The 26239-nt window shown below is 71.5% G+C and carries 25 protein-coding genes, 1 tRNA gene and 1 pseudogene; 19 read left to right on the forward strand and 8 right to left on the reverse strand.

All coding sequences use genetic code 11. The annotated features are described in order from the left end of the window. Positions 1-69: 69 nt before the first annotated feature. The 10 genes from Pme01_RS19265 to Pme01_RS19310 are packed head-to-tail and all read left to right on the forward strand — an operon-like array spanning position 70 to position 6738. Positions 70-495, forward strand: a complete 426-nt coding sequence (locus tag Pme01_RS19265; protein WP_168116609.1) for a DUF6197 family protein — start codon at positions 70-72, stop codon at positions 493-495. Beyond that, on the forward strand, positions 492-1190 hold the full coding sequence (locus Pme01_RS19270) for a hypothetical protein (protein WP_168116610.1): 699 nt from the start codon (positions 492-494) through the stop codon (positions 1188-1190). Before Pme01_RS19265 ends, Pme01_RS19270 begins: the two co-directional genes overlap by 4 nt. Further along, positions 1187-1486 carry a hypothetical protein gene (locus Pme01_RS19275; protein ID WP_168116611.1) on the forward strand — a complete coding sequence of 100 codons (300 nt, stop codon included), beginning with the start codon at positions 1187-1189 and terminating at the stop codon, positions 1484-1486. Before Pme01_RS19270 ends, Pme01_RS19275 begins: the two co-directional genes overlap by 4 nt. Beyond that, entirely contained in the window at positions 1479-1877 is a 399-nt protein-coding gene (locus Pme01_RS19280; protein ID WP_168116612.1) for an RRQRL motif-containing zinc-binding protein, read from the forward strand. The genes Pme01_RS19275 and Pme01_RS19280 overlap by 8 nt, the downstream gene beginning before the upstream one ends. Continuing rightward, positions 1874-2392 carry a hypothetical protein gene (locus Pme01_RS19285; protein ID WP_168116613.1) on the forward strand — a complete coding sequence of 173 codons (519 nt, stop codon included), beginning with the start codon at positions 1874-1876 and terminating at the stop codon, positions 2390-2392. Before Pme01_RS19280 ends, Pme01_RS19285 begins: the two co-directional genes overlap by 4 nt. Then, a complete protein-coding gene (locus Pme01_RS19290) occupies positions 2389-3216 on the forward strand; it encodes a hypothetical protein (protein ID WP_203935737.1) in 828 nt (275 codons plus the stop codon). Before Pme01_RS19285 ends, Pme01_RS19290 begins: the two co-directional genes overlap by 4 nt. Then, positions 3213-3506 carry a hypothetical protein gene (locus Pme01_RS19295; RefSeq protein WP_168116614.1) on the forward strand — a complete coding sequence of 98 codons (294 nt, stop codon included), beginning with the start codon at positions 3213-3215 and terminating at the stop codon, positions 3504-3506. Before Pme01_RS19290 ends, Pme01_RS19295 begins: the two co-directional genes overlap by 4 nt. Beyond that, complete coding sequence (locus Pme01_RS19300) at positions 3503-5281, forward strand: replication initiator (RefSeq protein WP_168116615.1); 1779 nt, start codon at positions 3503-3505, stop codon at positions 5279-5281. Before Pme01_RS19295 ends, Pme01_RS19300 begins: the two co-directional genes overlap by 4 nt. Before the next feature lie 27 nt (positions 5282-5308). Beyond that, complete coding sequence (locus Pme01_RS19305; protein WP_168116616.1) at positions 5309-5515, forward strand: helix-turn-helix domain-containing protein; 207 nt, start codon at positions 5309-5311, stop codon at positions 5513-5515. Beyond that, complete coding sequence (locus Pme01_RS19310) at positions 5515-6738, forward strand: tyrosine-type recombinase/integrase (protein ID WP_168116617.1); 1224 nt, start codon at positions 5515-5517, stop codon at positions 6736-6738. The genes Pme01_RS19305 and Pme01_RS19310 overlap by 1 nt, the downstream gene beginning before the upstream one ends. Positions 6739-6813: 75 nt before the next feature. Here the strand turns inward: Pme01_RS19310 and Pme01_RS19315 are convergent. Both Pme01_RS19315 and Pme01_RS31815 read right to left on the reverse strand, forming a co-directional pair. Next, positions 6814-6885 (reverse strand) — tRNA-Val (locus tag Pme01_RS19315). Positions 6886-6988: 103 nt separating this feature from the next. Further along, positions 6989-7264 (reverse strand): annotated as a pseudogene (locus Pme01_RS31815) (PGPGW domain-containing protein); the annotation flags it as partial. 451 nt (positions 7265-7715) lie between these two features. Here Pme01_RS31815 and Pme01_RS19325 point away from each other — a divergent pair. From Pme01_RS19325 to Pme01_RS19335, 3 genes are all read left to right on the forward strand, one after another. Beyond that, positions 7716-8147, forward strand: a complete 432-nt coding sequence (locus Pme01_RS19325; protein WP_168116619.1) for an SsgA family sporulation/cell division regulator — start codon at positions 7716-7718, stop codon at positions 8145-8147. A 98-nt stretch (positions 8148-8245) separates the two neighbouring features. Further along, entirely contained in the window at positions 8246-9055 is an 810-nt protein-coding gene (locus tag Pme01_RS19330) for an SDR family oxidoreductase (RefSeq protein WP_168116620.1), read from the forward strand. 44 nt (positions 9056-9099) lie between these two features. Then, on the forward strand, positions 9100-10746 hold the full coding sequence (locus Pme01_RS19335; RefSeq protein WP_168116621.1) for a CocE/NonD family hydrolase: 1647 nt from the start codon (positions 9100-9102) through the stop codon (positions 10744-10746). A gap of 60 nt (positions 10747-10806) precedes the next feature. Here Pme01_RS19335 and Pme01_RS19340 read toward each other — a convergent pair whose 3' ends face one another. Continuing rightward, positions 10807-11268 (reverse strand): SRPBCC family protein, encoded by a 462-nt coding sequence (locus Pme01_RS19340; protein WP_168116622.1) that lies wholly within the window; start codon positions 11266-11268, stop codon positions 10807-10809. A gap of 328 nt (positions 11269-11596) precedes the next feature. Between Pme01_RS19340 and Pme01_RS19345 the strand changes: the two genes are divergently transcribed. Beyond that, complete coding sequence (locus Pme01_RS19345) at positions 11597-12481, forward strand: MHYT domain-containing protein (RefSeq protein ID WP_168116623.1); 885 nt, start codon at positions 11597-11599, stop codon at positions 12479-12481. Positions 12482-12533: 52 nt separating this feature from the next. On the opposite strand, the gene Pme01_RS19350 is transcribed toward Pme01_RS19345, so the two are convergent. From Pme01_RS19350 to Pme01_RS19360, 3 genes are read right to left on the reverse strand one after another with little or no spacing between them, the layout of a single operon-like run. Further along, on the reverse strand, positions 12534-13385 hold the full coding sequence (locus Pme01_RS19350; RefSeq protein ID WP_168116624.1) for an ABC transporter permease: 852 nt from the start codon (positions 13383-13385) through the stop codon (positions 12534-12536). Next, complete coding sequence (locus tag Pme01_RS19355; RefSeq protein ID WP_239088330.1) at positions 13372-14358, reverse strand: ABC transporter ATP-binding protein; 987 nt, start codon at positions 14356-14358, stop codon at positions 13372-13374. The genes Pme01_RS19350 and Pme01_RS19355 overlap by 14 nt, the downstream gene beginning before the upstream one ends. Continuing rightward, positions 14355-15611, reverse strand: a complete 1257-nt coding sequence (locus tag Pme01_RS19360; RefSeq protein ID WP_203935738.1) for a LolA family protein — start codon at positions 15609-15611, stop codon at positions 14355-14357. The genes Pme01_RS19355 and Pme01_RS19360 overlap by 4 nt, the downstream gene beginning before the upstream one ends. Before the next feature lie 163 nt (positions 15612-15774). Here Pme01_RS19360 and Pme01_RS19365 point away from each other — a divergent pair, with 163 nt between their 5' ends. Then, positions 15775-16434 carry a response regulator transcription factor gene (locus Pme01_RS19365; RefSeq protein WP_168116625.1) on the forward strand — a complete coding sequence of 220 codons (660 nt, stop codon included), beginning with the start codon at positions 15775-15777 and terminating at the stop codon, positions 16432-16434. Positions 16435-16487: 53 nt separating this feature from the next. Continuing rightward, positions 16488-17843 carry a sensor histidine kinase gene (locus tag Pme01_RS19370; protein WP_168116711.1) on the forward strand — a complete coding sequence of 452 codons (1356 nt, stop codon included), beginning with the start codon at positions 16488-16490 and terminating at the stop codon, positions 17841-17843. A gap of 40 nt (positions 17844-17883) precedes the next feature. Here the strand turns inward: Pme01_RS19370 and Pme01_RS19375 are convergent, their stop codons facing one another. Next, positions 17884-18960 carry a LolA family protein gene (locus Pme01_RS19375; protein ID WP_168116626.1) on the reverse strand — a complete coding sequence of 359 codons (1077 nt, stop codon included), beginning with the start codon at positions 18958-18960 and terminating at the stop codon, positions 17884-17886. A 103-nt stretch (positions 18961-19063) separates the two neighbouring features. Between Pme01_RS19375 and Pme01_RS19380 the strand changes: the two genes are divergently transcribed. Together Pme01_RS19380 and Pme01_RS19385 are read left to right on the forward strand one after the other, a co-directional pair. Continuing rightward, complete coding sequence (locus Pme01_RS19380; RefSeq protein WP_168116596.1) at positions 19064-19675, forward strand: MerR family transcriptional regulator; 612 nt, start codon at positions 19064-19066, stop codon at positions 19673-19675. 9 nt (positions 19676-19684) lie between these two features. Beyond that, entirely contained in the window at positions 19685-22066 is a 2382-nt protein-coding gene (locus Pme01_RS19385; protein ID WP_168116627.1) for a VIT domain-containing protein, read from the forward strand. Here the strand turns inward: Pme01_RS19385 and Pme01_RS19390 are convergent. After that, entirely contained in the window at positions 22063-24075 is a 2013-nt protein-coding gene (locus Pme01_RS19390) for a GGDEF domain-containing protein (protein WP_239088332.1), read from the reverse strand. The genes Pme01_RS19385 and Pme01_RS19390 overlap by 4 nt on opposite strands. Positions 24076-24195: 120 nt before the next feature. On the opposite strand from Pme01_RS19390, the gene thrS reads away from it, so the two are divergent. Continuing rightward, a complete protein-coding gene (thrS, locus tag Pme01_RS19395) occupies positions 24196-26220 on the forward strand; it encodes a threonine--tRNA ligase (RefSeq protein ID WP_168116628.1) in 2025 nt (674 codons plus the stop codon). The last annotated feature ends 19 nt before the right edge of the window (positions 26221-26239 follow it).

The raw sequence follows: 26239 nt of genomic DNA on the forward strand, positions 1-26239 counted from the left end.
GGCCGGCTCATCGCCTGGCAGCAGACCGACCCCGAACCATCCGACAACCCACGAAGGGACGTGGACACCATGCACCCTACCCACAATCCGCCCACCACGGCCGGGGCCGACACCCCGGCCCAGGTGCTGCGCGACGCCGCGCTCTACCTCGAACGCCACGGCTGGACCCGGGGCGCCTTCTATGACTACCTCAACGGCCTGCACCGGATGCCGGCCGCCTGCGCCGTCGGCGCCATCCGCGTCGTCTGCTTCGGCACCCCCGTCGACGACGCCACCGACCTCGACGACCTGGCGGACGAGCCGCCGCGCGCGCAGGTCTTCGACGCCATCCGCGTTCTCGCCCAACGACTGGCCGGACCCCACGTCGCCCACGGGGTCGAGAACTTCGTCGTCACCGACTGGAACGACCGCGCCATCACCATCGGGCAGGTCGTGACCGTCCTCCGCGACGCCGCCGACCACTGGGACTACACCACCCACGGCGGTGCGGCATGACCACCACCACCGATGTGACACGTACGTGTCAAAGTCCGTCCCAGGACTTCACCACCGCGCGACTGCTCGCCGCGCTCGAACAGTGCTGGGCCGCCATCCGCACCCGGCACCCCGAGGTCCCCGCCGCCGTGCTGGTGGTCGCCTCCGGCTCCCCGGCCCGGGCCAGCCAGAACCTGAAGTGGGGCCACTTCGCCACCTCCCGCTGGCAGCACGGCGACAACCGGCTGCCCGAGGTCCTCGTGTCGGGGGAGGGGCTGTCCCGTACCCCCGCCGAGATCCTGACCACCCTGCTGCACGAGGCCGCCCACGGCCTGGCCGACGCCCGCGGCATCGAAGACACCTCCCGCCAGGGCCGCTGGCACAACAAGCACTTCGCCGCCCACGCCCAGGAACTCGGCCTGACCCCTTCCAAGGACGCCAAGCTCGGCTGGTCGCCCTGCACCCTGCGCCAGGAAACCGCGCAGCACTACACGGGCGAACTCGACCAGCTCACCACCGCGCTCGGCGCCTACCGGCACGCCGAAGTCATCGCCACCAAGACGCGCACGAACAACAACAACGGCGTCTCCGCCGAATGCGCCTGCGCCCGCAAGATCCGCGTCTCCCGCGCGGTCTACGAAGCCGGTCCCATCCTGTGCGGCCTGTGCGAGACCCGCTTCGCCGCCGACACCGACGACGAGGGGGATCCGGCATGAACCCCTCCACCGTCAAGACCGCCTTGACGTCCAACCGCCGACGGCGCGCCGTCGAGAACGACGAGTACGCCGCCTTCATCCGCCGCGCCATCGCCGCGCACGCCCGCCGCGTCGCATCCGGCGACGTCGAAGCCCTGCGGGATCTGGTCGGCCTGTCCGCCGACCTCGATGCCGCTCTCCTCAACGCCGTCAAGGGCCTACGGGCATTCGGCTACTCCTGGTCCGAGATCGCCGACCGGCTCGGCGTCAGCAAGCAGGCCGCCCAACAGCGCTGGGGCGGTGACCGGGATGCGTAACGCCTACCTCGACACCCTCGTCGCACTCGGCCGGTTCATCGAGTTCTACGACCCCGACGGCGACCGCCACGGGCTACCCACGTTCCCGTACCGGTGGGCGCCCACCGACCTGGCCACCCGCCGCCAGCTACGCGCCGCCGGACTGCGCCCGGCCGGCCAGCCCATCGCCGCCCAGATCCTGTGGCGGCACAAGAAGCAGCGCCGCGTCGCCTACCTGTACCCGATCGCCGGGGCCAAGGCCAAGCGCAGCGCCACCCCGGCTCAACAGGTCGCCATCGCCAAGGCACTGCTGGCCCGGCGCACCTGCCCGACCTGCCGTCAGGTCAAGGGCTACTACATCCCCCGCCGTACCGGCGAATGCCTCGACTGCATCCCGGGAGGTACCCGATGACCATCCGTCATGTGTGCACCTGGCCCGCGAAGCCGTGCGCCTGGTGCGAAGACACCATCAACCACCTGCAACGCTGCGGTCGCCTCGGCTGCAGCAACTACGTCGACGACCGCGACCCGGTCACCGGGCACCTCGTGACCACCGCCGACCCGGACAATCCGCACCACGCCATCGAGGTGTGGTGCTGCAACCTGTGCCTGGATCTGCTCGACACCTATCTCGGCCAATCCGGCTGCGGCTACTGCATCGACGGCTGGATGCCGGTTTCCCACGGTGTCCTCGGCCCGGCCTACCGCACCTGCCCCTACTGCCGGGACGCCTGCCCCGGCTGCCATGGCATCGGCCGGTTCGCTGCCGGTTTCTTCGACTACGACGAAGGCCAGCTCAGCTATGACAACAGCTACCTGATCGAGGCATTCGCCGAACACCACCTGAGGCCGTACTTCTGCGGCACCTGCCACGGCCTGGTCACTGTCGTGCCGCTACGTCACCCGGCCGGAGGCGACCGGTCATGACCGCCTCCACCACCATCAAGACGGGAGCCCACCACGGTGGGCTCCCCACCCCCGCCACACCGACCACGGCCGATAAGGCCGAGGGCTACGTCCAGGTCGCCATCATGCTCGGCGTCGCCGCCATGGCCGGCGCCGCGAGCTTCCGCCACGTCCACGACTGGACCATGCACAACAGCCCACCCGGCACCGGGGACTGGTTCGGCTGGGCCAACGCCATGGTCAGCGAACTCATCCCCCTCGCTGCTGGCTTGGAAGCCCGCCGCCGTCACCGCCGCTATGGCAAAGCCGGCGCCTACCCAATCGCTCTCATCCTCGGCGCGGTTGCCCTGTCATTGACCGGCCAGTTCGCCGAAGCCAAACCCGGCATCTCCGGCTGGATCATCTCCGCCGTCCCCGCCCTCGGGTTCCTGGCCCTGGTCAAACTCGTTCTGTCCCGGCCCACCTCGCCGGTCAGCGAACCCGCCGAACCTGCCCCCGAAGCCGTCGACGCCGGACCGTCCGATTGGCACCCCACCACCCAACCGCACGACCACGCCACGTTCGTCGTGCCCGAACCCGGTCCGGCCACCCTGACGGCTGAACCCGCGTCGGTCGACTCCACCTCCCGGCTGGAGGCCCCGGCCCATCTGATTCCCGGCGCCAGGTTCGCGCTCGCCCAGCACGAGCAGGCCACCGGCCGGGCCATCACCGCCGACGAGCTCGCCGCCCGCATGAGCCTCACCCCGCAGGTTGCCGGGCAACTCCTGACCGCCCTCGGCCAACCCGCCGCCCCGGCTACCCCGGCGCGGGTCAACGGCCACCCGGTCCTCGGCGGTGACGCATGACCATCTACGCCATCGAGGTCTTCCACCTCGTCCACACCTGCCCCGCCAACCCCGAACCCCACCCGGTCGACACCCGCCGCCGGATCGTCCACGTCACCCCTGGCCGGGACTGCCTCACGCCGAAGACCTTCGACAACGGCGTCACCATCCGCTGCGGCGATTACAACGCCTACGACCAGCAGTGCGCCAACTGCCGCACCATCATCACCATCACCAAGGTCACCACTCACGACCTCGGCTACCAAGGACCCGCGCACCTCGCGCCTGTTCCTGCCGAGGAGTCGGCGTGACCGCCTCGACGCTGGACACCGCGCCCCAGGCCACCCCGGTCTGGGGCGCGGTCTCGAACGCCGAGACCCCCATCGACCGCACCAGCCTGGTCGGACAGGTCATCCTGCGCACCCGAGCGGGCGACTACGACCGCTGGCTCGACCACGTCCGGCCCGCCGCCGGCTGCACCCGCCCCATCCGCCTGACCGGCACCATCGACACCCACGACAAGGCCACCGGCGCCCGGCTGGCCCGCGTCGACACCGCAACCCTGCCCGACGGCGTCCTCTACAAGGCCTGCGGCAACCGCCGCCACACCGTCTGCCCATCCTGCGCCGAGACCTACCGCCGTGACGCCTTCCAGCTCATCCGCGCTGGTCTGGTCGGCGGCAAGGGCGTCCCGGAATCGGTGGCGACCCACGACGCGGTGTTCCCGACCTTTACCGCGCCCTCGTTCGGCACCGTCCACACCCGGGTCGTGCGCAAGCACACCTGTACTGGCCGGCGCCGCTGCGACTGTCGCGCCGAGCCCTGCCACGTCCGCCGCGACAGCCCCGGCCGGTGCGAACACGGCCAGCCGACGGTCTGCTTCGCCCGCCACGAAGAGAACGATCCCCGGCTCGGCAAGCCACTCTGCCTGGACTGCTACGACCACGACCACCAGGTCGTGTGGAACTACCACGCCGGTGAACTGTGGCGGCGCACCAAGCAGGCCATCGAACGCCACCTCGCCCGCCTCGCCACCAAACGCGGTATCTCACCGGTCATCGTGCGCACTGCCACCGGCAACCTCCGCGAAGTGCCGCCGGTGCGGGTATCCCATGGCAAAGTCGCCGAATTTCAGGCCCGCGGCGCGGTCCACTTCCACGCCCTGGTGCGCCTTGACGGCGTCGACCCCGACGACCCGGACGCCATCGTTCCCGCACCCGACGGCATCACCGCCGACGACCTCGACGACGCCATCCACACCGCCGCCGCCCAGGCCGCGTTCACCACCCCACCGCACCCCGACAATCTCGAGGGCTGGCGTATCGCCTGGGGTGACCAATTCCTGGTCAAGCACATCACCATGCGCGGCGAGGGAGAGGTCACCGACCTCATGGCCGCTGCCTACCTGGCCAAGTACGCCACCAAATCCACCGAAGCCACCGGCCACCGCTCCGCCCGCCTCACCCCCGACACCATTGATGACCACGCCGACGCCGACGGCGACCACACCGCCCGCCTGCTCGACGCCTGCTGGCGTCTCGGCCGTCCCACCCACACCCCGCAACCGCTCGCGGACCGGCCCCGTCCCGCCCGGTCGGCCACCGCCCTACGATCGCAGTGGACGTGTCCGACCTGTGGGAACACCACCCGCCTCGCGGTCTGTCCGCACTGCCCGGCCTCCGCCCCGGTTGACACGTACGTGTCAAAACCGGAGATGGACAACCCCTACGCCGGGCTCCGCCGCTGGGCACACATGCTCGGCTTCGGCGGCCACTTCCTCACCAAGGCCCGCCGCTACTCGACCACTTTCGGGCTCCTGCGCGAGGCCCGCACCGCCTACCGGCGCACCGAACATCTCCACGGCCCTGACGACTGGGCTCACGCCGATGACCACACCGCCGAGGACACCACCCTCGTCGTCGGCACCCTCACCTTCGCCGGTGTCGGCTGGCACACCTTCGGCGACGCCCTGCTCGCCAACACCGTCGCCGCTCTCGCCCGCGCCCGACATGCCACCGGACGCGAAGAGATCGATCACGAAATCGGCACCGCCCTGGCCGTCGGCGTCCTGCCGGTAGCCGCCTGAGCAGACAACCGAGAGGAGAACGCATCCATGAGCAGCACACCCGTGCAGCTCACACCCAAGTGGTATTCACCCAAGCAGGTCGCGGCCCTGCTTGGCTATGGCCCATCCAAAGTCAAGATGCTGATCGCTACCGGTGAACTCCGGTCCATCAAGGACGGCAAGTACCGGCGCATCCTGCCCGAGTGGGTCGACGAGTACGTACAGCGCCGCGCTCAGCAGCAGGAGGCGGCCTGATGACCGCAAAAAGGACCCGCGCCAACGGTGAGGGCTCGATCTTCCCCTACCGCAGCGGCTTCGCCGCTTACGTCTGGGTGACGAAACCGGACGGCAAGCGGACCCGCAAATACGTCTACGGCAAGACCCGCGAGGACGTCCACGACAAGTGGATCAAGCTTCACGCACAGGCGAAAGCCGGGCCAGTCGCGACCAAGGTGCCCAGGCTGGGGGAGTACGTGACCGGCTGGCTTGAGGAGGTTGTCCGGCCCAACGTCGCGCCACTGACCTACGCCACCTACGAGACGTTCACCCGGCTCTACATCATTCCCGGCCTCGGTCCGGCGCGACTGGACCGGCTTCAGGTCCGCGACGTGCAGACCTGGTTGAACAAGATCCGTGAGACCTGCCAGTGCTGCGCGCAGGGCAAGGACGCCGCCCGGCCCGCTGCCAAACGGCGGTGCTGTGCGCTGGGCCGCTGCTGTCAGGACACGTTGTCCGGCCGTTCCATCAGCGACATTCGGGCGGTCCTGCGATCGGCGTTGTCCAGCGCGATCACCGAAGACCTGATCACCAAGAACGTTGCTGCGGCGGTCAAGCTGCCCACGGCGCGGTCGCGCAAGCGTAAGGCGTGGTCGGGCGACGAAGCTCGCCGGTTCCTGGAGTCCGCCCGGGCCGATGATGACCCGTTCTATGCCGCCTACGTCCTGGTCCTCGTGCTCGGATTGCGCAAAGGTGAGGTGCTCGGCCTGGCATGGGACGACGTGGATCTCGACAGCGCGGAGTTGGCGATCGGTTGGCAGGTGCAACGGGTCCGCCGCAAGCTCCTGCGCCGGGAGACCAAGACGGAGGGCTCGGACGCGACGCTGCCGCTGCCGGCCATCTGCGTCACCGCGCTGCGGCACCGCCAGGTACGGCAACAGCGAGCCAAGGCGACGGCGGGTAATAGCTGGCAGGACTCCGGTCTGGTCTTCACCACCCGGTACGGCACGCCGATCGAGCCGCGTAACTTCAACCGTTCCTACGACCGGCGCATCGCCAAGGCTGGCGTCCGCGACATCACCGTCCACGACGCCCGGCGCACCTGCGGCACGCTGCTGGCCGACCTCGACGTGCATCCCCGGGTGGCGATGACGATCCTGCGGCACGCCCAGTTCTCCATCACCATGGAGATCTACACCCAGGTCTCATCGGAGGCGACCCGGGCGGCGCTGAAGAAGCTGGGGGAGAGCCTGGATGGTTAGCCGCTGCTGTACTTCGCTGCTGTACAAGATCGAAAAGAGGCCGTCTCCGACATCGGAAACGGCCTCTGACCTGGGTGGGCGATACTGGGATCGAACCAGTGACCTCTTCGGTGTGAACGAAGCGCTCTCCCGCTGAGCTAATCGCCCGGGCGAGGTACGACTGTACCTGATCCTCCCCGCTGCCCGCATTCCCGGGGTGGTCACGTGTCGGCACCCCCTCCCCGGAGCCGGTCAGACGTCCGCCGGCGACCTACGCCGACATGAACAGCCGAGCGAGGCGCGCGGTCGGGTCGATGCCGAAGCCGTGCTTGAGCGAGAGCCACAGCGCCGCCATGACGATCACGAACAAGGCCGTCAGCAGGAGGGCCCGTACCAGCCAGTGCTGCTGGCGTTGCCAGGCGTTCCACTGGAACAGCCGTTCGTGGGTGTGGTGCAGCAAGCTCCTGGCCCATACGAACTCGATCGCCCAGACCCCGATGCCGGCGATCACGATCAGCCAGCCGGGTCCGGGGAGCGGTACGAGCACCAGCCCGAGGACCACGAAGACGAGCCCCACCAGCCCGACAAGGGTCCTGAAGAGCGTCTGCCCGCCCGGCAGTGTGTGGAACCAGGTGCGGATTGGGATGACCTTTGAGGTGAGTGGCGCTTTGGTAGGAGGTATGCCGGCCGATGGCCGTTCGTCGGGAACGTCCTCCGACATATCAGCCCTCCTTGTACGAACGTCCCCGTTACCGACGGCCTCGACCGAGCGTTGACCAGAGCAGTCGACGTCTGAACAAGCCCGGCGCCGAGCAGGTCCGACAACCTGAACCGAACAGGACATCCTACTTCTTTCCAGTGAATTCAGGGGTTAAACGGGTCTGCCACATCCCACTACTGGGTGAGATCAGCGGATGACTGAACGTAATGACCACGAGCGGCTGACCATGGGAATGGCGAGGCAAGATCGCCTCGCACGGTGCCGGGGGGAGTACGACATGAGTGCGATTCGACCGACCAGTGTCGAGGTTGAAACGTCTTTGAGGTTGGTCGCGCCGGACGCGACCGCGTTGCCGGTACGGGCGAGCCTGCGCTACGACCCCGAGGACCCGTACGCGGTCCACGTGCTCTTCCACGCAGAGACCTCCGCGGGCGAGCCGGTGGGCTGGTCGTTCGCCCGCGAGCTCCTGGTGACGGGGCTGGACGAGCCGGCGGGCATCGGTGACGTGCGGGTTTGGCCGTGGGCCAGCACGCGGGGGGACTTCGTCGCGCTCGCGCTGTCGTCGCCCGACGGTAACGCCCTGTTCGAGGTGCCGCGCAGCGTGCTCGTCCGGTTCCTGCGCCGCACGTACATCGCCGTCCCGCGGGGCCGCGAGAGCGAGCACCTCGACGTGGACGCGGCCGTCAGCCGGCTGTTGGCAGATCGCTGATCGGGTCTCCGGCACGCCCGGTGCCGGAGACCCCGACCAACGAAGCACCGACACGCACAACCACGTGTCGCGGCCGAACCGGCGGGTAAACCGCAACCATGCTCAAGCGATTCGACGACTACGACCGGGTGGCGGTGGTCACCGGCTCAGACTCCGGGATCGGCGAAGCCATCGCTGTCGCCCTGGCCAACGAGGGGTTCGACGTCGGGGTGACCTGGCATTCGGATGAGGCCGGCGCCCGCGGCACCGCCGAGAAGGTACGCGCGGCCGGCCGCAAGTGCGAGGTCCGCCAGCTCGACCTGACCCGGCTGCCGGATGCGGCGGCGATCGTGGACGAGCTGGCCGACGCCCTCGGCGGCCTCGGAGTGCTGGTCAACTGCGCCGGTACGGGCATCAACGCGAAGGCCGTCGACACCACGTACGAGCAGTGGCGGCAGGTGCTGTCGGTCGACCTGGACGGCCCCTTCCTGTGCTCCCAGCGGGCCGCCCGGCGGATGCTGGCCGCCGGGCGCGGCGGGCGCATCGTCAACATCACCAGTGTGCACGAGCACGCGCCGCGGGTCGGGTCGGGCGCCTACTGCGCGGCCAAGGGCGGTCTGGGCCTGCTGACCAAGGTGATGGCGCAGGAGCTCGGCGCCTCGGGGATCACCGTGAACGCCGTGGCTCCCGGTGAGATCGCCACCCCGATGACCGGCAACGAGGACGTCGACCCGTACACGATCGACCGCCCGGGTGTACCGGTCGGCCGCCCCGGGGACGCCAACGAGGTGGCCGCCGTGGTGGCGATGCTGGCGAGCCCCGCCGCCGCGTACGTCACCGGCTCCTCCTACGTCATCGACGGCGGCATGCTGCTGATGGGTCCGCAGGCCGGTTCCCACCTGCGAAGCGACGACTGGCGCGACGGCTAGCGGCTCCACGGCGGCCGAGCGGGCGACGAAGGCGCCGGGGCACCATGACCGTTCTCAGTCGCATCGCCAGGCGGGTGTTCGGCCTGCCGGCGCCGAGCGCCCGGCGGGTACACGTCCACCCGAGCGTCGAGGTGCCGATGCGAGACGGCGTCGTCCTGCGGGCCCACCACTACGCGCCGGACGTACCGGCGGCGCCGACGGTCCTGATCCGTACCCCGTACGGGCGCGGACTCCAGCCGCGCGTACTGGCCAGAACCATTGCGGCGCAAGGGTTCCACGTACTGATCCAGTCGTGCCGGGGTACCGCCGACTCCGACGGCGTCTTCGAGCCGATGCGCCACGAGCGCGACGACGGCCTCGACACCGTCGAATGGCTGCGCGGGCGGCCGTGGTACAGCGGCGAGCTGTGCACGTTCGGCCCGAGCTATGTCGGCTTCGTGCAGTGGGCCCTCGCCGCAGAGGCCGGCCCGGACCTGAAGGCCATGGCCACGATCGTGACGACGGCCGACTTCCGCGACTCCACGTACGCCGGTGGTGCGTTCTCCCTGGACGCCGTGCTCACCTGGGCCGCGCTGCTGAGCGCGCAGCGCGGCCCGCGCCTGGCCAACTTCGTGGAGCTGCGCCGGGGCCAGCCGAGGCTGCACCGGGGCCTGGCCCACCTGCCGCTGAGCGAGGCCGATCTGGTCACCACCGGCGAGGAGATCGCGTTCCTGCGGGCCTGGCTGGCGAGGCCGGGCGCCGAGTACTGGGACGTGCGCGGCCACGCGACGCGACGCGCCGACGTCACGGCGGAGGTCCTGATGGTCGGCGGCTGGCACGACATCTTCCTGCCGTGGCAGCTCGACGACTACGCGGCGCTGCGGGCCGCCGGCGCCCGGCCGTACCTGACGATCGGGCCGTGGACGCACGGCAGCTTCGATCTGGTCCGCCATTCGGTAGCCGAGTCGGTCGCCTGGTTCCGCGCCCACACCGGAGACCGGAACGTGCCACCACGCCGCGCCCCGGTATGCGTACACGTGGGCGGGGTCGACCGGTGGTGGGAGCTCGACGACTGGCCGCCGGACGGCGCCCGTACCCGGGACTGGTTCTTGTGGCCCGGTGGACGGCTCGGGGCCTGGCCGGCAGGGGCGGCGACAACCCCGGATGTGGCGCCGGCGCGGTTCCGGTACGACCCGGCCGATCCGACGCCGTCGGTGGGGGGCCCGCGCCTGGTGGCCCAGGCTGCGGGCCGGCTGGACAACCGCGGCCTGGAGGCGCGGCCGGACGTGCTGACGTTCAGCAGCGCGCCGCTGTCGCGGCCGGTCACGGTTCTGGGGTCGGTGGCGGCGACGGTTCACGCCCGCGCCACCGGGGAACACTTCGACCTGTTCGTCAGGCTGTGCGACGTCACTCCGGACGGTCGGTCGTGGAACGTGTGCGACGGGCTGGTACGCGTCGCGCCGGGCCGGTTCCCGGCAGGCGGCTCCGGCGTCCGGCCGGTTCGGGTCGACCTGTGGCCGGCGGCGCACCGGTTCGAGGCCGGACACCGGGTCCGGGTCCAGGTCAGCGGGGGAGCCCACCCACGGTTCGCCAGGAACACGGGTACGGGTGAGCCGATCGCCACGGCGACCCGGCTGCTGCCCGTCGAGGTCGAGGTGTTCGCCGACGCACGGCACCCGTCGGCGCTGCACCTGACCCAGGTTTCGGGGTGAACGACGGCGAGGGCCGCACCGGGACATTCCGGTGCGGCCCTCGCTCGCCGTACGCGTTCGTTACGGCACGGGCCGGCCGACGTCGCCGCGCCAGCCGCCCGTCTCGCGCTCACGGGCCTCGATGTACTCCCGGAACCGTTTCATGTCGCCCTTGATCCGCGCGTCGACGATGCCCGTCTTGTCGCCGACCTGCTCGACGAAGCCGTTCGGCTCGATCTCCATCTGCGCGGTGACTCTCGTGTGGCTGTCGTCCAGGCGGTGGAACGTGACGACGCCCGCGTGCCGTGGTCCGTCCACGGAGGTCCAGGCGACCCGCTCGTCCGGGTGCTGCTCGGTGATCTGCGCGTCGAACTCGCGATGCACACCCGCTATGTCGATCACCCAGTGCAGTCGGGTGTCGTCGAGTTGGCGTACCTCGGTGACACCCTCCATGAACTGCGGGAACTGCTCGAACTGTGTCCACTGGTTGTAGGCGGTACGCACCGGCACCGCGACGTCGACAGATTCGACGACCGTACTCATACCTACTCCTTCCTGGAGGCTCGTTCTCCTCAATGGCTACCCGATCTGCCGGCGGCGGAAACCCATCTCATCGACCCGCTCTTGTCGGGGACGGGGCACGGCCATAGGCTGCCGGAGACGTGTGAGCGGGGTCCCATTCGCCGGTATTGATGCGCCTATTTGAACTCGGGCACCCGCCGAAACGTCTGTATGGGCAGGAAGCGACGACCGTCCCGCGTTCGTACGCGGCGGCCGACGGACCGAAAAGGTCGAAGGTGGCTCAACCACATAGGTTGGTCTCGAGCGCCCGGCGTCACCCTCGTGGGCCGCTGGCAACGGAAGGGGTTTCGTGGCGGAGGTTCATCACTTCGCGTTCGGGTGGATCAACCCGACGTTGGCGTACGTCATGTCGTTCATGGGTTCGCTGCTCGGCCTCATGCTCGCGGCCCGGGCGCGCGACGTGAGCGGTGTGGCCCGGGCCCGGTGGCTCGCCCTGGCGGCCGTCGCCATCGGCGGCACCGGCATCTGGCTCATGCACTTCATGGCGATGGTCGGTTTCGACGTACCGTCCACGGTGGTGCGTTACGACGTGCCGAAGACGGTGTTGAGCGTGGTCCTCGCCGTGGTGATCGTCGGCCTCGGCCTGTTCATCGTCGGCATGGGCCGTCCCCGGGTGTGGAAGCTGCTCATCGGTGGTCCGATCACCGGCCTCGGGGTCGCCGCCATGCACTACACCGGCATGGCCGCGATGAACATGGGCGGCGTCGTCACGTACGACCGCACGAAGGTCATCCTGTCGATCGTGATCGCGGTCGTCGCGGCCACCGTCGCGCTGTGGTTCGCGCTCGTCATCCGGGCCGCGTCCGCCAAGGTCGGCGCCGCCGCGCTGATGGGTGCCGCGGTGTGCAGCATGCACTACGTCGGCATGTCGGCGATCCAGGTCAGGCTGGCCCCGGAGACCGCGGTGATCGAGGGCGTCAGCCCCCTCGTACTGCTGCTGCCGATCAGCATCCTGGCGTGCGTCGTCATCGCCGTCCTCGCGTACGCGACGGTCGGGTTCTCCACCGACCGCGCGGACGACGACGTGATCGCCCCCGCGACCGCGGACGGGGCCCCGGGCGCGACCCCGAACGGGATTCCCGGCCAGCGCTCCGGTGCGCCTGCCGGGCAGTTCGCCGGCCGGTTGCCGACCGCCGCCGGGCTGATGACCCCGCGCCCGGGCCGCGACCGCTGACCTCGGATAGCGAAAAAGGGGGCCCCGGACCGGGGCCCCCCTTTTTTTCGCGTCAGCTCGTCACGTCACGCCCGGCGAAGCGGGCCCAGGCGGCCGTCCAGAAGACCAGCGCGTACGCCCCGGCGACCAGCGCGCCCTGGCCGGTGCCCGACCACGACACCGGGTCGCGCAGCAGGTCGCCGTAGTTCATCCAGTAGTGCGTCAGCAGGTACGGGTGCAGCCAGCTCAGCTGCGGGATCGAGTCCAGGACGAAGCTGAGCACGTTGACGATCAGGATCGCGACGGTCGCCCCGATCGGCTGCTCGGTCAGCGTCGACACGAACAGCCCGATCGCCCCGAGCGCTGCCAGGCCGCAGGCGATGTAGACGCAGACGCCGAGCAGCCGCAGCACCCCGTCGGCGAACGACAGTTGGGTACCGGAGAGCGTCGTGACCGGGCCACCGCCGAACAGCGCCAGGCCGAGCAGCGCGCCGACTGCGGCGACCAGCAGGGTCGCGGTCAGTGCGAAGATCACAATCGCGGTGTACTTGACCGCGAGCATCCGGACCCGTTCGACCGGGACGGTCAGCAGGTAACGCAGCGTACCCAGGTTGGCCTCGCCCGCGATCGCGTCGGCGGAGATCGCCGCCACGGCGAGCGGCAGGAACAGCGGTAGTTCGACGGTGAGCGCGGCGAGCGCCACGAACAGGCCGTTGCTGGTGATCGAGGCGAAGAAGTTCGGCCCCTCGCCTCCGCCGCCCGGTGGCGAGACCTTGACCGCGATCGCGATGATCGTCGGTACGACGGCGAGGATGGCCAGCCCGGCCCAGTTGCGGCGCCGTCCGAAGATCAGCCACAGCTCGGAGCGCAGCAGCCGGGTACTGGGACGGCGGACCGGTACGACCGGTGCCTCAACCACTGACATCGAAGCCCTCCCCGGTCAGGGACACGAACATCTCCTCCAGATCCGGCGCGACCACGGCGAACCCGCGTACCGGCACGTCGTGGCGTACCAGCTCGGCCACGATCTTCTCCGGCGCCAGCCGGCCCAGCGGCGCTGTGGCGGTCTCCGTCGCCGTCTCCACCCCGGACATGCCCAGCTCGCGCAGGACCCGGGCGGCCGCCTCGGGCCGGTCGGTCTCCACCCGTACCCGGGGAACGGCCCCGGCGCGCAGTTCGGCCAGCGGCGCCTGCGCGACGAGCCGGCCGAGGTGCATGACGCCGACGTGGGTGCAGATCTGCTCCACCTCGCTGAGCAGGTGGGTGGAGAGCAGGATCGTGGCGCCCTCGGCGGCGAGGTGGGTGAGCAGGGCCCGCACCTCGCGGGTGCCCTGCGGGTCCAGCCCGTTGGTGGGCTCGTCGAGGATCAACAGTTCGCGCGGGGCGAGCAGGGCGGCCGCCAGCGCGAGCCGCTGACGCATGCCCAGTGAGTACGCCCGGTAGCGCTTGCCCGCCGCGGCGAGCAGCCCGACCCGGTCGAGCGCCGCGTCGACCCGCCGCCGGGCCGTACCCGGTTCGGCGGTCCGGTCGGCGGCGTCCAGCCGCAGCAGGTTGGCCCGGCCCGACAGGTACGGGTGGAACGCCGGCCCCTCGACGAGCGCGCCGACCCCGGGGAGTACCCGAGCCGCCGCCTGCGGCATCGGCTGGCCGAGCAGGCTGTGGGAGCCGGCGGTGGGCCGGATGAGGCCGAGCAGCAGCCGGATCGTCGTGGTCTTGCCCGAGCCGTTGGGGCCGAGGAAGCCGTAGACCGATCCGCGCGGTACGGCCAGGTCGATGCCGTCGACCGCGACCTGCCGGCGGAACCGTTTGGTCAGGCCGGTGGACTCGACCGCCAAGGACCCGGCCGGCTGGCCGGGTCCAGAGGTGGTGGTGGCGGTCGCTGTGGCGGGGGCGGTCACTTCGCCCCTGCCTGAGCCGCGGCCTGGTACAGCATCGCGGGCGGCACCGCGCCGGCCAGTACCCGGCCGTCGTCGGTGAACAGCACGTTGAACAGCCTGCTGCTCAGCAGGTGGCCGCTGCCCCAGGGGCCGCTGACCGCGGGCAGGTTCTGGATCGAGAAGCCGGGCCTACCGCTCGGGCTCGCCTGCGGAGTGGCGGTGGCCTGCGGCGGGATCTTCTTGATCACTATGCTCGTCCAGCCCTTGCCGACGACCGTCGGCTGCTGCTGCTGCATGCCGTGCGGCTTGTGCGGCTTGGCCTCCTTGACGGTCGCGCCCGCCGGCGGCGTGAAGTTGAACTGCGCCGGGTTCGGCTGCGCGAAGTTGACCTGGGTGAACGCCAACTCGAAGGCCGGGTTGGTGTACCTCTTCGCGAAGATCTGGACCCGCAGCGGCACCTTCTTCTGCGCGTCGACGGCCAGCGTGACCCGGTCGACGAGGGACCTCGCGTCGCGTGGGCTCAGCATCAGTTCGTTGGCGGCGCGGCCGGCGACCCGGACCCCGCTGCGCGTCGAGATGTTCGTGTACGGGTCGAGCTTGGCAATGATCGTGTTGGAGAGCTCCTGCGGCGTCATCGCCGTCGCGCTGGCCGAAGGAGTCCCGCTCGGAGTCAGGCTCAGGCTCGGCGTCTCGCTCGCACTCTCGGATCCGCTGGGGCTCGGGGTCTGGACGTTCGCGGCCCCGGTCGTACTGACGGATCCGCCCGGGCTCGGACTCTCGCCGGCGCCCGACTCGCTCGGCGACGGGCTCGGGGTCAGGCTCGGGGTGGCGGACGCCCCGGCCCCGCCGGGCAGCGTCATGTGCGTCGCGGTGTTCTTCTGGCTGTCCCACACCCACAGGTCCTTGCCGTTGCGGATGACGTCGGTCTCACCGAGCGTGGTGACCAGCGCGATCCGTGACCGGTTCGGTCCGGCGTACCAGACCCGCAGCGTGTGGGAGCCGGCGAGCAGGGACCGCAGGTTCGAGCCGCCGCCGCTCGGGCTGGGCATCGCGGGTAGGCCGAGGTCGGCCCGTTCCACGAGGGTGCCGGAGACCGGCTGGCTGCGGGCGTTCTGTATGTCGGTCAGCAGCTGGGCTGCCGAGGACGTGGGCGGGCTGGTGGTCTGGGCTGAAGCGGTGAGGGTACGGGCTGACGCACCGCCACCGATCATCGCCACGAAAACAGCGACCGCCACTGCCCAGCGCAGCGCCGGTCGAGACGTGAAGATCGACATCGGTTATCTACCTCCTAGGACCATGCTGCTGCCAGGCCGCTGTGAGGTGGCTGAGAGCTCGCCGTGTTCGCTGAGAACCGGCTGAGAGGAGCGCTTGGAGTCCGCTGAGAGGTGACTGAGAGCCGCTACCGCCGCGCTGGCGCCGTCATGACACCCTGAGACAATGCGGTTGCTCGTGGTGGAGGACGAGGCGCGACTGGCCAACGCCCTTCAGCGTGGCCTGGCCGCCGAGGGCTTCGCCGTCGACATCGCGTCCGACGGTCCGCGGGGCCTCGAACTCGCCCGCCACGGCGAGTACGACGCGATGATCCTGGACGTGATGCTGCCCGGCCTTTCGGGCTACCAGTTGGTACGGGTACTGCGCGCCGAACGCAACTGGCTTCCGGTCCTCATGCTGTCCGCCAAGGACGGCGAGTACGACCAGGCCGACGGGCTGGACTGCGGCGCCGACGACTACCTGACCAAGCCGTTCTCGTACGTGGTGCTGCTGGCCCGGCTGCGGGCGCTGCTGCGCCGGGGCGCGCCCGAGCGCCCGGCCGTGCTCACCGTCGGGCAGCTCATGCTCGACCCCGCCGCCCGCCAGGTCATGCGCGACGGCATCGAGGTCGTGCTGACCACCCGGGAGTACGCGCTGCTGGAGTACCTGATGCGGCGCGCCGGCCGGGTCGTGTCAAAGGTCGAGCTGCTCGACCACGTGTGGGACGCCGGGGCCGACAGCGCACCGAACGTTGTCGAGGTCTACATCGGATACCTGCGGCGCAAGGTCGGCCGTGACGTCGTCGAGACGGTCCGGGGTGCCGGGTACCGGGTGGTCCCGGCTTGAGGCCGAAGGCGCTGCTGAGCTTCTGGGACCGACTGAGCCTGCGCTCCCGGCTCCTGCTCATCGGCGCCGGCGGTCTCGCCGTGGGGTTCGCCCTGGGCGGGATCGTCCTGATCGCCGCGCTCCAGTACGCCCTGCAGCGCGGCGTCGACACCGACGTGCGCAGCACCGCCAGCGGCGTGGCGGACCTGGTCAACGTCAGGGCGCTGCCGCAGCCCGTACCGGTCTCCGGCGACCAGATCGTGCAGGTCGTCGACGTGCAGCACCGGGTGCGGTCGGCGTCCATCGGAGCCGACCGCCTCGTCCCGCTGCTGCGTCCGGAGGAGCTGGCCAGGGCGCGGGCGGGCAAGGGCATGAACGTCGACGGCGCCCGCGTCGGCATGGACGGTCCGCTGCGGGCCGTGGCGGTACCGGCCGGCCCGCCCGACGATCCGCAGAGCGTCATCGTGGCCCGGCCGGTGTCAAGCGTCCGCGAGAGCGTGACCGTGGTACGCACGGCGCTGCTCGTCACGTACCCGCTGCTCATCGCCGTCCTGGCGCTCTTCGCGTGGCGGGTGGTGGGCGCCGCGCTGCGCCCGGTGGAGCAGCTGCGTACTGGGGCCGAGACGATCACCGGTGGGGGTGGCAGCGACCGGCTGCCGGTACCGACCTCGCGCGACGAGATCCACCGGCTCGCGGTCACCCTCAACGACATGCTCGACCGGCTCGCCCTCGCGCGGGCCCGTCAGCGCGCGTTCGTCGCCGACGCCGCGCACGAGCTGCGCAGCCCGCTCGCCAACATGCGGACCGAGCTGGAGGTGGCGCAGCGTATCGGCGACCCGCCGAACGTGGACGGCCTGCTGGTGGACGTGGAGCGGCTCACCGGGCTGGTGGACGATCTGCTGCTGCTGGCCCGCGCCGACGATGCCCCCGGGCCGGCGCGTACCGAGCCGGTCGAGTTGGGGGCGCTGCTGCGGGAGACGGCCGAGCGCTACGCCGCCGCCCGGGTACCCGTGACCGTGGCCGGCGGGTCTCCGCAGTGGACCTCCGGTGATCCGCAGGCGCTGCGGCACGTACTGAGCAATCTGGTCGACAACGCGGTCCGCCACGCCGCGTCGCGGGTGACGCTCGCCGTCGTACCGGGCGGGTTCACCGTCATCGACGACGGCCCCGGCATCCCGGCCGCCGACCGCGCGCGCGTCTTCGAGCGGTTCACCCGCCTCGACGACGCCCGGGCCCGGGACGCCGGCGGGGCGGGGCTGGGGCTGGCCATCGTGCAGGAGCTGGTACGCCGGCACGGCGGCACGGTCACCCTCGCCGACGCCAATCCGGGAGTACGGGCCCGGGTCCGGCTGCCGGTGCTTCCCAGCAAGGTTCCCCTGCCACCGCAGCCCGTCAGTGGTACGTCAGGCACCCATGGGCGAGAGCCGTAGGTGCCTGACGTACCACTCACAAGGATTTTGTCGGCCGTGGTTAGTGGGTGGCGGCCGCCTCGTAGAGCCGCTCGGGGCGCACGGCGCCGGCCAGTACCCGGCCGTCGTCGGTGATCAGCACGCTGAACAGCTTGCTGGTGACCAGGTGACCGCTGCCCCAGGCGCCGCTGACGGCGGGCAGGCGGTCGACGGAGAAGCCCGTCCCGTCGCTGCTGGACGGGCTCTGTGCCGGCAGCTTGGCCATGACGACGCTGGTCCAGCCCTTGCCGACGACGGTCGGCTCGGGCAGTTCGGCGGGGGCCGGACGGTCGGTGCGGGCAGCTGCCTGCTCCCTCACGCGCGCGCCGGGCGGCGGGGCGAAGCGGAACTGCGCGGGGTCCGGGCGGGCAAAGCTGACCTGGGTGAACCTGACCTCGATCGCGGTGCTGTCCGAGCCGGCGGGGTAGACCTGTACGCGCAGCGGCACCCGCCGCTCCGCGTCGATGGCGAGGCTGACCCGGCCGACCAGCGAGGTGGTGTCGCGCGGGGTGAGGGTCAGCTCGTACGCCGGCCGTCCGGCGACCCGCGCGGAGCCGCTCGTCCTCACCTCCGTGGACGGGTCGATCGCGGCCAGCGCGGCGTTCGCGGCCTCCTGCGGGGTCTTGGGCAGCCCGTCGGGCGACACCGGCGGTTTCTGGGCGCTCGGGTCGGCGGCCGGGAGTACCGAGTGGGTGGCGGTGTTCTGCTGGCTGTCCCAGGTCCAGACGTCGCGGCCGTCGCGGATGACGTCGGTCTCGCCGAGCGTGCCGAGCAGGGCCAGCCGGGCCTTGTCCGGGCCGGCGTACCAGACCCGCATCGTGTGCGAGCCGCTGACCAGCGACTGCAGGTCGGAGCTGCCCTGGCCGAGGCCCGGCAGCGGTGGCAGGCCGAGGTCTGCCTGCTGCACGACCGTGCCCGACACGCCGTCGAGGCGGGCCGTCTGCAGATCCGCCAGCAGTTGCGCGGCCGTCCGCGCAGGCAGGCTGGGGTCGGCCGAGGCCGTGAGGGTACGGGCTGCCGCACCACCACCGACCACGGCCAGGAGTACGGCGACCGGCACTGCCCAGCGCAGCGCGGGTCGGGACGTCACGATCGACATGGTTGCACCTCCTGCCCTAGATGCTGCGGGTGGCGGCTGAGAGGCGGCTGAGACTCCCGCCGAGACATTGACACTGCAACGGTGACAGTGTCACGGTGGAGGGGTGTGGACAATCGACGAGCTGCTGGACCGGGTCCGCACCGCGCTGGCGCAGGCGGAGTACCCCGGCCCGCCCAACGGGCGGGTCCGTGACCTGCCGGATCGCCGTGCCGTCCGGTGGTACGCGACGACCGGACTCGTCGACCGGCCCGCCGGGATGCGGGGGCGCAACGCGCTGTACGGGCCTCGGCACCTGCTCCAGCTCGTCGCCGTGAAGCGCCGTCAGGCCGAGGGTGAATCCCTGGCCCGGATCCAGGCGGAGCTGAACGGCGCGACCGACGCGACCCTGGCCGCCATCGCGCGGGTACCGGACCGGCTGCTCGCGTCCGGCGACGCCGGGGTGGAGGTCGGGCTGCCGCGGACCCGCTTCTGGGCCGCGCCGCCCGCGGTCGCGCCGCCCGCGGTCGCGTCGCCCGCGGGCGTGCTGGAGCCCGCGCCCGTGCCCGCGGTCACGGATGACGGCGCCGTCGCCACGCTCGCCGGTGTGCCGCTGCCCGGCGGGGCGGTGCTGCTCCTGCCGGCCCACCCCGACCCCGACGACCTCGCCGCGATCCGCGCGGCCGCCCGGCCCCTGCTCGACCTGCTCGCCGACCGGGGCCTACTTCCGAACCCGTAGGAGCGCGTCATGACCCTCTCCGTCACCACGATGAGCCCGGCCGAGGCGGCGCGGGCGGCCGCACCCGTGGAGGAGGCCGGCCTGGGGGCGTTGCGCACCGGGCGCGGCAACCTGCCGCTGGACCGCCTCGACGTGCAGGCGCAGCTCACCGGCCTGGTCAGCCGGGTGCGGCTCACCCAGGAGTTCGTCAACACCCACGACACCGCCCTCGAGGCCACGTACGTGTTCCCGCTGCCGGACAGGGCCGCCGTCACCGGCATGACGATGACCGCCGACGGCCGCGTCGTCGAAGCCGACCTGCGCGAGCGCGGGGAGGCGCGCGAGGAGTACGACCGGGCGATCGCTGCCGGCAAACGCGCCTCGATCGCCGAGGAGGAGCGGCCCGACGTGTTCACGATGCGGGTGGGCAACATCCGGCCCGGCGAGCGGGTGAGCGTCGAGCTGAGCCTGGTCGGGCCGCTGCCGTACGCCGACGGCGCCGCCACCTTCCGGTTCCCCCTGGTCGTGGCGCCGCGCTACGTCCCGGGCGCCCCGCTGCCGGGCCCGGGCGTGGGCGACGGGTACGCACTGGACACCGACGCCGTACCGGACGCGTCCCGCATCACGCCCCCGGTCCTGCTGCCCGGCTTCCCCAACCCGCTGCGGCTGTCGCTCGACGTCGACATCGACCCCGCCGGGCTGCCGCTCGGCGAGGTCCGCTCCAGCCTGCACACGGTGGTGACGGAGGGGAGCAGGGTGAGCCTGCGGCCGGGCGAGCGCGCCGACCGCGACTTCGTGCTGCGCCTGGCGTACGGGTCCACCGACGAGTCCTCGACGCTGGTGTGCGTACCGGACGACGACGGCGACGAGGGCACGTACCGGCTCACGCTGCTGCCGCCGGCCGGCGGCGGGCCGGCCCGCGGCCGCGACGTGGTCCTCCTGCTGGACCGCTCCGGCAGCATGCGGGGCTGGAAGATGGTCGCCGCCCGGCGGGCCGCCGCGCGCATCGTCGACACGCTCACGGACGCCGACCGGTTCGCGGTGCTCACCTTCGACCACGAGGTCGGGCACCCCGACGACCTGCCGGCCGGCCTGGTCGTGGCCACCGACCGGCACCGCTTCCGCGCGGTCGAGCACCTGGCCAGGGCGGACGCCCGGGGCGGTACCGAACTCCTGGCGCCGCTGCGCGACGGGCTCGCGCTGCTGGCCGGCGACTCGCCCCGGGAGCCCGTACTGGTGCTGGTCACCGACGGGCAGGTCGGCAACGAGGACCAGATCCTGCGCGAGATCACGCCCGGCCGGGTACGGGTGCACACCGTCGGCATCGACCGCGCCGTCAACGCCGGGTTCCTCGGCCGGCTCGCGGCCCTCGGCGGCGGCCGGTGCGAACTGGTCGAGAGCTCCGACCGGCTGGACGAGGCGATGGAGCACATCCACCACCGCATCGGCGCGCCGCTCGTCACCGACCTGACGGTCACCGCCGACGGGCTCGCGCTCATCGACGACACCCGTACGCCGGGCCGGCTCCCCGCGCTCTACCCGGGCGTACCGCTGGTGATCTCCGGCCGGTACCGGGGGCCGGCGACCGGCTCGCTCACCGTGACCGGGCGTACCCGCGACGGCCGGCCGTGGCGGACTGCCGTGGCCGCGTCCGGCAAGGAGGCCCCGGCCGTCACGGCGCTGTGGGCCCGGGCCAGGCTGCGGGATCTGGAGGACCGGTACGCGGCCGGCTCCGGCGGCGCCGACCTGGAGAGGCTGGCCGTCACCACGTCCCTGCGCTTCGGCGTGCTGTGCCGCTTCACCGCGTACGTGGCGGTCGACAGCCGGGTGGTCACCGAGGGCGGCCAGCCGCACCGGGTGGTCCAGCCGGTGGAGCCGGTGTCGGGCTGGGACCTGCTGGCCGCGCCCGCCCCGTCGGGCGGTGGGCTGCGGATGATGGCGATGGGTGGGTCGGGCCCGGCACGGGGGTCCATGATGATGGCGGCCGAGATGACGGCGGCCGACGCGCCGGTCCACGGGCGCCGGCAACCCGGCGGCGTGCTGCCCGACCTGCGGGCGGCGGTGGCCGCGGCGGCGGGCGCGCCGTGGCACGCGGGGTCTACGGCCGGGGTGGATCTGCGGTCCCTGCGCGAGGTCGCGGCCGTCGAGGCGCGCCGCCTGCGCGAGTCGGCGCAGCGACCGGAGTACGAGCGGCGCGAACTCCTCGCCGACCTGGCCAGCCGGCTGACCGTGCTGGTCGGTGGCCGCACCGAGGCGGAGTACGAGCCGTTGCGCCGGCTCGCGGAGGCCCTGGACGGCGGTGGCGACCTGGCGGCGATGTGGGCCGAGGCGCTGCGGGTACTGGACGCGTTCGCGGCGGGCACCCCGGCGGTCGAACCGGATCGCAGCCGGACCTTCTGGAAGCGCGGCTAGCCGGCCTTCGGGTACTCGGTATCTGAGCGCCGTGCCCGCTTGGCCCGGTACATCGCGCTGTCGGCGCGGTTCAGCACGTCGTGACTGGTCTCGCCGGCGGCGTACAGGGTGCCGTCCACGCTCAGCCGAACGGCGACGGCGACCCCGGCGATCGCGACGGGCTCGCGGAACGCCTCGCGTACCCGCTGGGTGAGCCGCCGCAGGTCGGTCTCGGTCTCCAGCGCGGGGGACAGGATCACGAACTCGTCGCCGCCGAGCCGGGCGACCAGGTCGCCGGCGCGGGTGCAGCCCTGCAGCCGGCCGGCGACCGCGGCGAGCAGGTCGTCGCCGGCGGCGTGGCCGAGCGAGTCGTTGATGCCCTTGAACCCGTCGAGGTCGATGAAGAGCACCGCGCCGGGACCGGTTCGTACCGCCTCGGCGAGGTGGGTCATGAACGCCCGGCGGTTGGGCAGGCCGGTCAGCGCGTCCAGGTGGGCCAGTCGCCAGGTCTCGTCGAGCAGTTCGCACGTGCGCAGCACGGTGGCGGCCTGGTCGGCGACGCCCAGCATGCGGGCCACGTACGACTGGACACCGGCGGCGGCCTGGCCGACGAACCCGGCGACGAGGACGCCGTACATCCGGTCGGGCAGGGCGATGCCGACGACCGCCATCAGGTCCATGCCACCCCGCTCCAGGAACCCCCGGATCATGGGGTCCTCGGTGGTGTGGTCGTAGAGCGTGGTGGTCTCGGGTTCGCCCCGGCGGGACGCGAAGATCAGCGGGCTCTCCTCGGTGTCCAGGACGATCGCCGAGATCCGCTCGTGGAGCTCCGAGGGCCAGCCGACGTGGGCAGCCATGCGCAGTGCGCCGGTGTCGTCCATCAGCAGCATGGCGGCCTTGTCGGCGTGCAGCACGGCGTACGCCGCCTCGGTCGTCACCCGCGCGACGTCGGCCGGGGTCCGGGCGCGGGTGAGCGCGCGCGCCAGCCCGAGCAGGCTCTCGGCGCTGCGCTGCCGCTCGGCCGCGGCCTCGAAGGCGGTCAGCGCGTCGAGCGTGACCGCGGCGAGGTTGGCGTACGCGTCCAGCAGCGGGCGTTCGGCGTCCAGGAACGCGTCGTTGAACGCGACCAGGTAGCCGTAGTGCCGGGTGGGGGAGACGATGTCGGCGATCAGCCGGTCCGGGCCCGGCTCGACCCGCCCGCCCGCGGTCAGCCGGCCGATCTCGGCCTGGGACAGGCCGAACCCGTGTACCTGGGCCGGCTGGTCCGCCGACGGCTGCGCGACGAGTACGAACGCGTGGGCACTGACCGCGAACCCGGCACGGTCGGCGACCATGGCCAGGACCCGGTCCGGCGCCTGGGCCGTGACCAGCTCGGACACCGTGTGCTGCAACTGGGTGAGCTGGTCGACCATCGCGCCCCGCAGGTGCTCGCCGGCCTCGCCCCGGCTCCGCGAGAACAGACGCGGCTGGCGCCAGCGCAGCTCGTACACGCAGGCAGGCGCGCCCAGCACCTGGCACTCGGGGTGGGCGACGGTGGCGAGCGGCAGCCCGAACGCGGCGGGGACCTGGGTCAGCAGACCCTGGGTGTACAGGCAGTCGTGCCTGTCGGGCCGGAACTGCGGGTGGAGCTGGTAGCGCAGGGTGGCCGAGCCGCGCCGTACCCGGACGGCCGTCATCTCGGCGCAGGTGGAGAACCTGAGGTTGGCCGTGGCGATCAGCCGCAGCAACTGGGTCGGCCCGCCGACCACCGACAGGGCGAGGATCAACGGCGTGCCGACGGTGTGCTCGATGATGGTCAGCCCGACCTTGTGGGCGACCTCGGGGTCGTCGAGCGCGATCGCGGCCGACTCGAAGAGCCGGATCTTGAAGTCGTACGACCACCAGCGGCGCGGGTCGTCGTACACCTCGGGCTCGTGCGCCGCCCCGGCCAGCGCGAGCGTGCGGGCGACGGCCTCGTCGCCGCCCGTCGCGCGAACATGCCGAAGGATGGCGCGTATCGTCACGCCGGACGTCTGCCGTATCGAGTCCATGGCCGCCCTCCGACCGCCACGATCGACACCGGCGGCGCGGTCCTGAGGAGACTTCGTGGCTCGGTCTGACGAGACGGATAGCATCGTCGGGTAGCCGCATGACCTTCAGGGAGTGAAACCGTGTCCGCACCTCGTACCGCAGCCGTGACCGACGCCGTCCTCGTGCCGGCGCGAACGACGGCCGCCGACGCGGTGGCGGCGGCCGGACTGCCCGCGTCCGGGCCCAACGCGATCGTGGTGGTCCGGGACCCGGAGGGGCGGCTGCGTGATCTCGACTGGGCACCCGAGGCCGACACCACGGTCGAGCCGGTGGCGATCTCCTCGCCCGACGGTCTGAACGTGCTGCGCCACTCGACCGCCCACGTACTCGCGCAGGCGGTCCAGGACGTGTTCCCGGAGGCGAAGCTCGGCATCGGCCCGCCGATCGACAACGGCTTCTACTACGACTTCGACGTCGCCCGGCCGTTCAACCCCGAGGATCTCGACAAGCTCGAGAAGCGCATGCAGGAGATCATCAAGTCCGGCCAGCGGTTCCAGCGTCGCCGCTTCGACTCGCTCGAGCAGGCCAAGGCCGAGCTGGCGAACGAGCCGTACAAGCTGGAACTCGTCGCCTGGAAAGGCGAGCAGGATTCCAGTGACATCAAGGGCGCTGTCGAAGACAGCGAGGTGATGGAGGTCGGCGGCGGCGAGCTGACGATCTACGACAACATCAACCCGAAGACCGGTGAGCGCTGCTGGGGCGACCTCTGCCGGGGTCCGCACCTGCCGTCGACCCGGCTCATCCAGGCGTTCAAGCTGATGCGCAGCGCCGCGGCGTACTGGCGGGGTTCGGAGAAGAACCCGCAGCTCCAGCGGATCTACGGCACCGCGTGGCCGACCCGCGACGCGCTCAAGGACTACCAGCGGATGCTGGAGGAGGCCGCCCGCCGCGACCACCGCAAGCTCGGCACCGACCTCGACCTGTTCAGCTTCCCCGACGAGCTGGGCTCGGGCCTGCCGGTGTTCCACCCCAAGGGCGGCATCATCCGGCGGGAGATGGAGAACTACTCCCGCCAGCGGCACGAGGAGGCCGGGTACTCCTTCGTCAACACCCCGCACATCACCAAGGGCCACCTGTACGAGGTCTCCGGCCACCTGGACTGGTACGCCGACGGCATGTTCCCGCCCATGGAGCTCGAGGGCGCGAAGTACTACCTCAAGCCGATGAACTGCCCGATGCACGACCTGATCTACCGGTCGCGCGGGCGGTCCTACCGCGAGCTGCCGCTGCGGATGTTCGAGTTCGGCACCGTGTACCGGTACGAGAAGTCCGGCGTCATCCACGGCCTGACCCGGGTCCGGGGCATGACCCAGGACGACGCGCACATCTTCTGTACCCCTGAGCAGGTCGAGGGTGAGCTGGCCTCGCTGCTGAAGTTCGTGCTCGACCTGCTCTCCGACTACGGCCTGACCGACTTCTACCTGGAGCTGTCGACCAAGAACCCGGAGAAGTACGTCGGCAGTGACGAGGTGTGGGAGGTCGCGACCGAGACCCTGCGCCGGGTCGCCACCGAGTCCGGGCTCGAGCTGGTGCCCGACCCGGGTGGCGCGGCCTTCTACGGGCCGAAGATCTCGGTGCAGGCCCGGGACGCCATCGGCCGTACCTGGCAGATGTCGACCATCCAGCTCGACTTCAACCTGCCCGAGCGCTTCGAGCTGGAGTACCAGGCGGCCGACGGCACCCGGCAGCGGCCGGTGATGATCCACCGGGCGCTGTTCGGGTCGATCGAGCGGTTCTTCGGCGTGCTGACCGAGCACTACGCGGGCGCGTTCCCGGCGTGGCTGGCACCGGTACAGGTGATCGGGATCCCGATCCGGGCCGACCACGCCGACTACCTGCGCGCGTTCGCCGACCGGCTGCGGGCCGAGGGCATCCGGGTCGAGGTCGACGACTCCGACGAGCGGATGCAGAAGAAGATCCGCAACGCCCAGCAGCAGAAGATCCCGTTCATGGCCATCGCCGGTGACGACGACGTGTCCGGCGCGACGGTGTCCTTCCGGTACCGCGACGGGTCGCAGCGCAACGGCGTACCGCTGGACGAGGCGGTCGCGCACGTGGTGGACGTCGTGCGGTCGCGGACCAACGTGGGGCCGTCGGCGGCGTAACAGTCTGTGCTCTTGGACA

Source organism: Planosporangium mesophilum (assembly GCF_016863255.1).
Lineage (GTDB): Bacteria > Actinomycetota > Actinomycetes > Mycobacteriales > Micromonosporaceae > Planosporangium > Planosporangium mesophilum.

Coding starts and splice junctions, on each gene's coding strand:
- Pme01_RS19265 (WP_168116609.1), top strand. CDS start 70: ATGCACCCTACCCACAATCCGCCCACCACGGCCGGGGCCGACACCCCG.
- Pme01_RS19270 (WP_168116610.1), top strand. CDS start 492: ATGACCACCACCACCGATGTGACACGTACGTGTCAAAGTCCGTCCCAG.
- Pme01_RS19275 (WP_168116611.1), top strand. CDS start 1,187: ATGAACCCCTCCACCGTCAAGACCGCCTTGACGTCCAACCGCCGACGG.
- Pme01_RS19280 (WP_168116612.1), top strand. CDS start 1,479: ATGCGTAACGCCTACCTCGACACCCTCGTCGCACTCGGCCGGTTCATC.
- Pme01_RS19285 (WP_168116613.1), top strand. CDS start 1,874: ATGACCATCCGTCATGTGTGCACCTGGCCCGCGAAGCCGTGCGCCTGG.
- Pme01_RS19290 (WP_203935737.1), top strand. CDS start 2,389: ATGACCGCCTCCACCACCATCAAGACGGGAGCCCACCACGGTGGGCTC.
- Pme01_RS19295 (WP_168116614.1), top strand. CDS start 3,213: ATGACCATCTACGCCATCGAGGTCTTCCACCTCGTCCACACCTGCCCC.
- Pme01_RS19305 (WP_168116616.1), top strand. CDS start 5,309: ATGAGCAGCACACCCGTGCAGCTCACACCCAAGTGGTATTCACCCAAG.
- Pme01_RS19310 (WP_168116617.1), top strand. CDS start 5,515: ATGACCGCAAAAAGGACCCGCGCCAACGGTGAGGGCTCGATCTTCCCC.
- Pme01_RS19325 (WP_168116619.1), top strand. CDS start 7,716: ATGAGTGCGATTCGACCGACCAGTGTCGAGGTTGAAACGTCTTTGAGG.
- Pme01_RS19330 (WP_168116620.1), top strand. CDS start 8,246: ATGCTCAAGCGATTCGACGACTACGACCGGGTGGCGGTGGTCACCGGC.
- Pme01_RS19335 (WP_168116621.1), top strand. CDS start 9,100: ATGACCGTTCTCAGTCGCATCGCCAGGCGGGTGTTCGGCCTGCCGGCG.
- Pme01_RS19340 (WP_168116622.1), bottom strand. CDS start 11,268: ATGAGTACGGTCGTCGAATCTGTCGACGTCGCGGTGCCGGTGCGTACC.
- Pme01_RS19350 (WP_168116624.1), bottom strand. CDS start 13,385: ATGTCAGTGGTTGAGGCACCGGTCGTACCGGTCCGCCGTCCCAGTACC.
- Pme01_RS19360 (WP_203935738.1), bottom strand. CDS start 15,611: ATGTCGATCTTCACGTCTCGACCGGCGCTGCGCTGGGCAGTGGCGGTC.
- Pme01_RS19365 (WP_168116625.1), top strand. CDS start 15,775: ATGCGGTTGCTCGTGGTGGAGGACGAGGCGCGACTGGCCAACGCCCTT.
- Pme01_RS19375 (WP_168116626.1), bottom strand. CDS start 18,960: ATGTCGATCGTGACGTCCCGACCCGCGCTGCGCTGGGCAGTGCCGGTC.
- Pme01_RS19385 (WP_168116627.1), top strand. CDS start 19,685: ATGACCCTCTCCGTCACCACGATGAGCCCGGCCGAGGCGGCGCGGGCG.
- Pme01_RS19390 (WP_239088332.1), bottom strand. CDS start 24,075: ATGGACTCGATACGGCAGACGTCCGGCGTGACGATACGCGCCATCCTT.